Below are 6921 nucleotides of genomic sequence, written 5' to 3'. Positions count from 1 at the left end.
GCGTCGTGAGGCGGTCGCCACGCCCAGCCCGGTCGAGGTGGTGCCGCTGCTCGAACGGCTCACCGCCGAGCACCGGCGACACCGTCCGGCCGTCAGGCCCTCTTGACGCCGACGAACAGCCCCCGTCCGGCCGGGACGATGGCGTCCCGGCCGGACGGGTCCGGCGGCCGGAACTCGGCGGCGCAGCCGGCGTCCTCGATGGCGCACAGGTACTCGTCGAGCGTGAACAAGGCGAGCCGGTCGACTTCGGTGAACTGGGTGATGCCGGCCGCCGAGGCGACGACGTAGCGGACCTCCAGCCGGGTCACGCCGGACTCGTTCGTGGACCGGGAGACCCGCGCGATAGTCCGGTCACCGTCGCGCACCACCTCGCCGGAGACGTAGCCGTCGATGAACTTCTCCGGGAACCACCAGGGTTCGATCACCAGCACCCCGCCGGGCACCAGGTGCGCGGCCATGCAGCGGACCGTCGCGCGCATCCCCGCCAGCGTGCCGGCGTACGAGATCGCGGTGAACATGCAGGTCACCGCGTCGAACCGGGCGGGCAGCCGGAAGTCGCGCATGTCGCCGGCGTGCAGCGGCACCCCGGGCAGCCGGCGCTCGGCGACCGCACGCATCGCCTCGGCGTACTCCAGGCCCTCGGTCCGGCCGAAGAGCTTCGCGAAGCCGGCCAGATGGGCCCCGGTGCCGCAGGCGACGTCGAGCAGCGAGTCCGCCGCCGGGAACCGGTCCCGGATCAGCTCGGCGATGAACAGTGCCTCCGCGTTCCAGTCCTTGCCGCGGCTGCGATAGACGGCCTCGTACACGTCGGCCAGCTCGGCTCCGTACATGCTGGGCCTCCCTTCCCCGACCCGATCCTGGCCACCCGTGCTCGAGCGGGCCTGGACGATCCGTCGAAGCATCCGGGTGAGGCTGGGGGCCCGACCGGACGAAGGAGAACGACGTGACGACCGCAGCCGGCATCGACGCCACCCTCTACGCCGAGGTGCAGAGCTTCTACGCCCACCACATGCAGCTGCTGGACGCGGGTGACGCGGCCGGATGGGCGGAGACGTTCACCGAGGACGGGACGTTCCTGCCCCCGTCGCTGCCCGAGCCGGTCCGTGGCCGGGCGGCACTGACCGCCGGGGTCCGGCGCTCCGCGGCGGAACTCGCCGGCAAGGGCGAGGTGCACCGGCACTGTGTGCTGATGCCGGCGGTGACCGTCCGGAGCGACGGTGCCCTCACGGTCCGCAGCTACACCCAGATCATCGCGACGCGGCGGGACGAGCAGCCGCGCCTGCACCTGATGTGCGTCTGCGAGGACGTGCTGGTCAGGGAGAACGGCGTGTTGAAGGTCCGGGAACGGCGGGTCACCCGGGACGACCGTCCGTAGAGCCTGCCTTGAGTCGGCGACCTTACGTTCAGGCCATGACGACATCACAAGCGGTGATCATCACCGGAGGTGGCAGCGGAATAGGCCGGGCGGCCGCGCGGACCTTCGCCGACCGGGGTGCCCGGGTCCTCGTGGTGGGCCGGTCGCCGGAGCCGCTGGCGGAGACGGCGACGGGGTATCCGAACATCACCACTCTCGTGGCCGACATCACCGGTCCGGACGCCGGGAAGATCGTGGTGGACCGGGCCCTGCTCGAGTTCGGGGCGGTGGACGTCCTGATCAACAACGCGGCGGTGGGCGTCTTCGGCGCGCTGTCCGACCTCGATCCGGAGGCGGTCCGGGTCCAGTTCGAGACGAACGTGCTGGCGCCCGTCCTGCTGACCCAGTGCGCCCTCACCGCCCTGACCGAGTCCGGTGGGACGATCGTGAACGTCGGTTCGGCGATGGCTCTCGGGCTGCGCGCGGCACCGCAGAACGCGGTGTACGCCGCGACCAAGGCGGCGCTGGACTCGCTCACCCGCTCCTGGGCGGTGGAGCTGGCGTCGCGGGCCATCCGGGTGGTGGGCATCGCTCCGGGCGTGGTGAACACCGGCGTCGGTGTGCGCGCCGGCATGTCCGCGGCCGAGTACGAGGGCTTCCTCCAGCACATCGCGGTCCGGGTTCCGGTGGGCCGGGTGGGCCGGCCGGAGGAGGTCGCGGACTGGATCCACCGGCTCGCCCAGCCGGACGCCGCGTACCTCAACGGCACGGTGCTCACAGTGGACGGCGCCCTCTCGGTCACCTGACCCGCGACGCCGCGTCGCGTATCCGGGCGGGCGGCCCCGGGCCGGGGCCGCCCGCCCGGTCAGCGCGCCCGGGCGAACCGTGCCTCGGCGTACTCCTTCGCGCGCTGCAGCGTCGCACGGCTGTTGCCGCCGAGCGCCTGCCGTACCCGCTGCCGGGCCTGCGCCATCGTGGCGTCCGCGCCGAGCAGCTCCGGCACCGCCTCGGGACGGATCACCACGGTGTGGGTGGAGGTGACCATGAGCGCCCCGCCCGCCTCGCGCAGCGACCACCGGCCGGTGTGCAGCGACAGCAGCGGCGGGGTGCGCAACTGCTTGTAGACGATGAGCTCGTCGGGGACACAGACCCGGACCGATGTGGTCCGGTGCGTGTGCCCGTCCGCGGTACGGGTGTCCATGTCGAGCAGTTGCAGGCCGGGCGTCTCCTCCCGGAGGTCGACCCTGGCGACGTGCGGCAGGCGCTGCGGCCACCGGTCCGCCTCGTTGAGGAACCCGTAGACGTCGGCCTGGTCGCCCCGCACGGTCACCGTGTCGTCGAACGAGTACAGATCCTCGGCGTCGTCGCGCTCGGCGGCCGCTCGCAGCGCCGCCAGTTCGGCGTCGCTGTTGCCGTCCACCGCGCGGCGGATCCAGTCCACGGCGTCCGGATCGTCACCGACGGCGTCGAAGTCGTGCAGCAGACGCACCTCGGTGGAGCCGCCGCCGGCCGGGGTGAGGATCCACTCGCCGCCCATCGCGGCCACCGGCGCCTGCGACACCTCCTGCCGGAACGCGATCCGCAGGCCCTCCCGGTCGACCCGGCGGCGGGACAGCCACGTCTTGGGCTGCCCGTTCGCGGTGGCCCAGATGCGGATCCGCTCGCCGTCGGCCAGGCGTTCGACCTGCTCGGCGTGCACAGTGGGCGGGAAGACGTGCGGCCAGCGCCGGACGTCGGCGACCAGGTCGAAGACGGCGTGCGGCGGCGCGGCCACGGTGATCCGGTGCTCCATGTGATGTGCCATCGGTCCCCCTTCAGAAGTTGCCCAGGCCGCCGCAGACGTTTATCGCCTGCGCGGTCACCGGCGCCGCAGCCGGCGACACGAGGTAACCCACCAGGCCGGCCACCTCGGCCGGCGTGCTGTACCGGCCGAGCGGGATCTTCGCCTCGAAGCGCTCCCGGACCGCGTCCGTCGTGGTCTCCCAGAAGTCGGCGTATCCCTGGCGGATCCGTTCGGCCATCGGGGTCTCCACGTAGCCGGGGCAGACCGCGTTCACGGTGATCCCGGTCTTGGCCAGCTCCAGCCCGAGCGCCTTGGTGAAGCCGACCACGCCGTGCTTGGACGCGCTGTACGGTGCGCCGTACACCACGCCCTGCTTGCCGGCCGTCGACGCCACGTTGATCACCCGGCCGCTGCCGCGCGCCAGCATGCCGCCCTCGGTCAGCACCTCCCGGGTCATCCGGAAGACGCTCGTGAGGTTCGTCGCCAGCACGTCCGCCCAGAGTTCGTCGGTGATGCGCGCGGTGACCCCGCCACCGCTGCGTCCGGCGTTGTTGACCAGCACGTCCACCGGCCCGAACCGGTCGACCGCGGCGGCCACGAACGCCCGGACCTGGTCCGGCTCGGTCACGTCCGCGGCCTGTCCGTCGACCTCCAGGGACTCCTCCCGCAGCCGCTTGACCGTCAGCGACACCCGTGCGGCGTCCCGGGCGCAGACGAACACGCGCATGCCCTGCCGTGCGAGCAGCTCCGTGATCGCCAGTCCGATGCCGCTGGTGGCGCCCGTGACCAGGGCGATCCGATCGTCGTTTCCCGTCACTTCGCGAACCCCTCTCCTCGCTGTGGGGATTCCGACGGTGTCAGTGGCGGCTCGAGACGTGCTCGACAGCCGGCGGGTCAGCCGTTTGTTGAGTGGGTTGCGAGATCGGTCCGACAGCCTCAGAGCAGATTCGACCGTGATGGTCAAGCGTTTGCGCGAGGAGATTGACATGGACGGTCCGGTGGTTTTCGTCAACAGGTTCACCGTGCACGGCACACCGGAGGAGTTCGAGAAGACCTTCGCCGAGACCAGCGCGTACTTCGGCGAGCAGCCCGGTTTTCTCGGCCACACGCTGCTGCGCCACACCGAGGATCCCGGCAGCTACGTCAACGTCGCCCACTGGCGGGACGCGGTGTCGTTCCGGCGGGCCGTGTCCCGGCCGGAGTTCACGCCGCACCAGGCCGCGTTGCGCGCGCTGAGCACCGGCGAGCCGAACCTGTACACGTGCCGCCAGAGCCGCACGGTGACGCCGTGACCCGGCGTGTCGTGATCACCGGCATGGGCGTGGTGGCACCCGGGTCGACCGGCGTCAAGGCGTTCCGCGAGCAACTGCTCGCCGGGCGCACCGCGACCCGCGCCATCTCGCTGTTCGACGCCGCCGGCTACCGGTCCCGGATCGCCGCCGAGTGCGACTTCGACCCGCGCCAGGAGGGCCTGAGCCAGGCGGACGCGCACCGGCTGGACCGGGCGGCGCAGTTCGCCGTGGTGGCCACCCGTGAGGCGCTGGCCGACAGCGGACTGGAGATCACCGAGAGCAACGCCCACCGCGTCGGGGTCAGCATGGGCAGCGCGGTCGGCTGTACCGAGAAGCTGGAACAGCAGTACGTGGCGATGAGCGACGCCGGCCGCAGGTGGCTGGTGGACCACCGACGTGCCAGCCCGTACCTCTACGACTACTTCGTGCCCAGCTCGCTCGCAGCCGAGACGTGCCGGGTCGCCGGGGCGGAGGGCCCGGCCACGACCGTCTCGGCCGGGTGCACCTCGGGCCTGGACGCCATCGGGTACGCCTGCGAGCTGATCCGGGAGGGCACCGTCGACGCGATGGTCACCGGCGGCACCGAGGCGCCCATCACTCCCATCACCGTCGCCTGTTTCGACGCGATCCGGGCCACCTCCCCGCGCAACGACGACCCGGAGCACGCCTCCCGTCCGTTCGACCGCACCCGCAACGGTTTCGTGCTGGGGGAGGGCGCGGCGACGCTCGTTGTCGAGGAGATGGAGTCGGCGATGCGCCGGCGGGCGCACATCTACGCCGAGATCACGGGTTTCGCCTCGCGCAGCAACGCCTACCACATGACGGGGCTGCGGCCGGACGGCCGGGAACTCGCGGCGGCCGTCACCGCCGCCCTCGACGAGGGGCGCACCGCACCCCGGGAGGTCGACTACGTCAGCGCGCACGGCACGGCGACGCGGCAGAACGACATCCACGAGACCGCGGCGTTCAAGCACAGCCTGGGCCCCCACGCGTACGCCACGCCGATCAGCTCGATCAAGTCGATGATCGGGCACTCGCTCGGCGCGATCGGGTCGATCGAGGTGGTGGCGAGCGCGCTGGCGATCGAGCACGGGTTCGTGCCCCCGACGGCGAACCTGCACGACCCCGACCCGGAGCTGGACCTGGACTACGTCCCGCTGGTGGCCCGGCAGCAGCCGGTCCGCACGGTGCTGACGGTGGGCAGCGGGTTCGGCGGGTTCCAGAGCGCGATGGTGCTGCGCCGGGTGCCGGGCGGGGCCGCATGACGGCCGTGGTGGTGACCGGCGTCGGCGTGCTGTCGCCGCACGGGCTCGGACGGGACGCGCACTGGCGGTCGGCGCTGGCCGGGGACAACGGCATCGACGAGATCACCCGGTTCGAGGCGGACGGCTATCCCGGCCGGCTGGCCGGGGAGGTGCCCGGGTTCGACCCCGCCGCGCACGTGCCCGGACGGCTGCTGCCGCAGACCGACGTGATGACCCGGTACAGTCTCGCCGCGGCCCGGTGGGCGCTCGACGACGCCGGCCTGGACACCACGGCGCTGTCCTCGCTCGACCTCGGCGTGGTGACGGCCGGCTCGGCCGGCGGCTTCGAGTTCGGCCAGCGGGAGCTGGAGAAGCTGTGGGGACGGGGACGCCGGTTCGTCAGCACCTACATGTCGTTCGCCTGGTTCTACGCGGTCAACACCGGCCAGCTGGCGATCCGGCACGACATGCGCGGACCGGTCGGTGTGTTCGTCACCGACGACGCGGGCGGGCTCGACGCGATCGCGCACGCCCGTCGCAAGATCCGCAAGGGCAGCCGCGCGGTGCTGACCGGCGCGGTGGACTCGTCGCTGTGCCCGTACGGGCTGGCCGCACACCTGGCGTCCGGCCGCCTCGCCACCGGGAACCGGCCGGACCGGGCCTACCTGCCGTTCGACCGGGCGGCCGGCGGCTATGTACCCGGCGAGGGCGGCGCGCTGCTGGTGCTGGAGTCCGCGACGGACGCGGCCGGTCGCGGCGCGCCCCGGTACGGCGAGATCGCCGGCTACGGCGCCTCGTTCGACCCCGCCCCCGGCACCGGCCGCCCGTCCAACCTGCGCCGCGCGATGGACACTGCACTGGCCGACGCGGGGGTCCGGCCGGACGAGGTGGCGATGGTGATGGCCGACGGCGCCGGTACGCCGGACGAGGACGCCGCCGAGGCACGGGCGATCGAGGAGGTCTTCGGCCCGCGCGGGGTGCCGGTCACCGCGCCCAAGGCCCGCACCGGCCGGCTCGCCGCCGGAGCCGCGCCGCTGGACGTGGTCACGGCCCTCATCGCGCTGCGGGAGGGGCAGGTGCCCCCGACCGCGCCGGCGATCGACGTTCCGGACCACTACGCGCTGGACCTGGTGACCGGCGCGCCCCGGCCGGTGCGGGGCCGGGCGGCGCTCGTGCTGGCGCGCGGCGCCGGCGGCTTCAACAGCGCCATGGTGGTCCGGCGCTAACGACCAGGAGAGAGAGGCAGGG

At 72.9% G+C, this 6921-nt stretch carries 8 protein-coding genes; 5 read left to right on the top strand and 3 right to left on the bottom strand.

The window, feature by feature from the left end:
* Positions 1-92: 92 nt before the first annotated feature.
* Positions 93-830 carry a class I SAM-dependent methyltransferase gene (locus tag NMK34_RS18725; RefSeq protein WP_318334523.1) on the bottom strand — a complete coding sequence of 246 codons (738 nt, stop codon included), beginning with the start codon at positions 828-830 and terminating at the stop codon, positions 93-95.
* A 113-nt stretch (positions 831-943) separates the two neighbouring features.
* On the opposite strand from NMK34_RS18725, the gene NMK34_RS18720 reads away from it, so the two are divergent.
* Together NMK34_RS18720 and NMK34_RS18715 are read left to right on the top strand one after the other, a co-directional pair.
* On the top strand, positions 944-1375 hold the full coding sequence (locus NMK34_RS18720) for a nuclear transport factor 2 family protein (RefSeq protein WP_318334522.1): 432 nt from the start codon (positions 944-946) through the stop codon (positions 1373-1375).
* 35 nt (positions 1376-1410) lie between these two features.
* A complete protein-coding gene (locus NMK34_RS18715) occupies positions 1411-2160 on the top strand; it encodes an SDR family NAD(P)-dependent oxidoreductase (protein ID WP_209310306.1) in 750 nt (249 codons plus the stop codon).
* Between the two features lie 59 nt (positions 2161-2219).
* On the opposite strand, the gene NMK34_RS18710 is transcribed toward NMK34_RS18715, so the two are convergent.
* On the bottom strand, positions 2220-3158 hold the full coding sequence (locus tag NMK34_RS18710) for an aromatase/cyclase (RefSeq protein ID WP_318334521.1): 939 nt from the start codon (positions 3156-3158) through the stop codon (positions 2220-2222).
* A gap of 10 nt (positions 3159-3168) precedes the next feature.
* Positions 3169-3954: a 3-oxoacyl-ACP reductase FabG gene (gene fabG / locus NMK34_RS18705; RefSeq protein ID WP_318334520.1), complete on the bottom strand. Its 786-nt coding sequence runs from the start codon at positions 3952-3954 to the stop codon at positions 3169-3171.
* A gap of 169 nt (positions 3955-4123) precedes the next feature.
* Here fabG and NMK34_RS18700 point away from each other — a divergent pair, with 169 nt between their 5' ends.
* Genes NMK34_RS18700 through NMK34_RS18690 form a run of 3 tightly spaced genes read left to right on the top strand, consistent with a single transcriptional unit; the run spans position 4124 to position 6899 of the window.
* Positions 4124-4429 carry an antibiotic biosynthesis monooxygenase family protein gene (locus tag NMK34_RS18700; protein WP_135240694.1) on the top strand — a complete coding sequence of 102 codons (306 nt, stop codon included), beginning with the start codon at positions 4124-4126 and terminating at the stop codon, positions 4427-4429.
* Positions 4426-5694, top strand: coding sequence for a beta-ketoacyl-[acyl-carrier-protein] synthase family protein (locus NMK34_RS18695; RefSeq protein ID WP_135240693.1), 1269 nt, complete (start codon positions 4426-4428; stop codon positions 5692-5694). Before NMK34_RS18700 ends, NMK34_RS18695 begins: the two co-directional genes overlap by 4 nt.
* Entirely contained in the window at positions 5691-6899 is a 1209-nt protein-coding gene (locus NMK34_RS18690; RefSeq protein ID WP_318334519.1) for a ketosynthase chain-length factor, read from the top strand. Before NMK34_RS18695 ends, NMK34_RS18690 begins: the two co-directional genes overlap by 4 nt.
* Positions 6900-6921: the final 22 nt, after the last annotated feature.

The organism is Micromonospora sp. BRA006-A, from assembly GCF_033433935.1.
GTDB classification, from domain to species: Bacteria; Actinomycetota; Actinomycetes; order Mycobacteriales; family Micromonosporaceae; genus Micromonospora; species Micromonospora aurantiaca.
The sequence above is the reverse complement of the archived record's forward strand: the minus strand, read 5'-3'. Positions and strand labels throughout refer to the sequence as shown.